The following is a 1,451-nucleotide window of genomic DNA, read 5'->3' on the forward strand; positions in this document are numbered from 1 at the left end:
TGAACTGCCCCCCGAAAGTTGGACACTTTACTCCAACCTTCGAGGCACTCGGGTGAGAAATAAATATACTGAACGCTTTAAGCTTCAGATCGTGCAAGCTTTCTTACGTGGTGACGACAGCGTTAAAGGGATTGCCCGGCAGCATGGTTTGAACCCTTCCATGGTTAGAAAGTGGGTTTCACGATATCGGCACAGCGGTTCTAGCGGTCTGTGCCAGAAGCCTTATACGACGTATAGTGCAACCTTCAAGCTCGACGTGCTGGAAAGGATGTGGCGCGATGGCCTATCCATGCGCCAAACAGAAGCGTTATTTGATATCCGTCGACAGGGGGTTATTAGCCAGTGGATGCAGCAGTATCATCGTGAAGGAGCAACGGCTTTTACCCCTACCTGTAAAGGACAATCTCTGATGGTCAAAACGCCTTCATCGCCCCCGGATCAAAAGAAGACCGATGATCGATCTCGAGAAGAACTGCTTGATGAGCTTGCTGACCTGCGCGCGGAAAATGCGTACTTAAAAAAGCTCGATGCCTTGATCCAGGAACAGACATCAGCCCGGCGCAAAAAGCGCAAGTAATCCAGGGGTTGAGGCATCACCATGCGTTAAACAGATTACTGCGTACCGCTCAGATGGCTCGTAGCACGTTCTATTATCAGGTTAAGCGCTTGGCAGCAGGAGACCGATATGGAGGTGTGAGGCAGCGTATCCAGAGGCTTTACGATCATCATAAAGGGCGTTACGGCTATCGCCGCATTACTCTGGCCTTGAGACGGGATGGGGAAACCATCAACCACAAGACCGTTCAGAAGCTCATGCAACAACTGGGGTTGAAGTCTTTGGTTAGACCAAAGAAGTATCGCGCCTATCAAGGAGGGACAGGGTATTCTGCTCCCAATACGCTGAAGCGCCGATTTCAAGCCGAGCGCCCCAATCAGCGCTGGGTGACCGACATTACAGAGTTTAAAGTCAATGACCAAAAACTTTACCTGTCACCGGTTATGGATCTGTACAACGGAGAAATCATTGCCTTTCAGACGGGCCCACGGCCGGTCTTTGCTCTGGTAAAGGGAATGCTGAAGAAAGCCTTTAACAGGCTGACATCAGGGGATCGAGTGGTGTTGCACTCGGATCAAGGGTGGCATTACCGCCATGCCAACTATCGAAAGTTAGTGGTGGAAAAGCGAATACTTCGAAGCATGTCGAGGAAAGGGAACTGTCTGGATAACGCAGCGATAGAAAGCTTCTTCGGTACGTTGAAAGCTGAGTACTTCTATCTCAACCAGTTCGATAACCTTGACCAGTTGCAGAAGGGCATCGCCAATTATATTCACTACTACAATCACCATCGGCTTAAGCAGAAATTACAGGGCCTGAGCCCTGTGGAATACCGGACTCAGGAAATGGCAGTCAACTGATAGAGCTAACTGTCCAATAATTGGGGGTCAGTTCA

1 protein-coding gene is annotated in these 1,451 nt (G+C 49.8%); it reads left to right on the forward strand.

Going from position 1 to position 1,451, the window contains the following annotated elements; translation table 11 throughout:
• Nucleotides 1-52: 52 nt before the first annotated feature.
• A protein-coding gene (locus CPA45_RS22440) for an IS3 family transposase (protein WP_422822059.1) occupies nt 53-1,416 on the forward strand; the annotation gives its coding sequence in 2 pieces (ribosomal slippage) (nt 53-536 and nt 536-1,416; 1,365 coding nt in all).
• The last annotated feature ends 35 nt before the right edge of the window (nt 1,417-1,451 follow it).

The sequence above is a fragment of the Vreelandella nigrificans genome, from assembly GCF_002374315.1.
Lineage (GTDB): Bacteria > Pseudomonadota > Gammaproteobacteria > Pseudomonadales > Halomonadaceae > Vreelandella > Vreelandella nigrificans.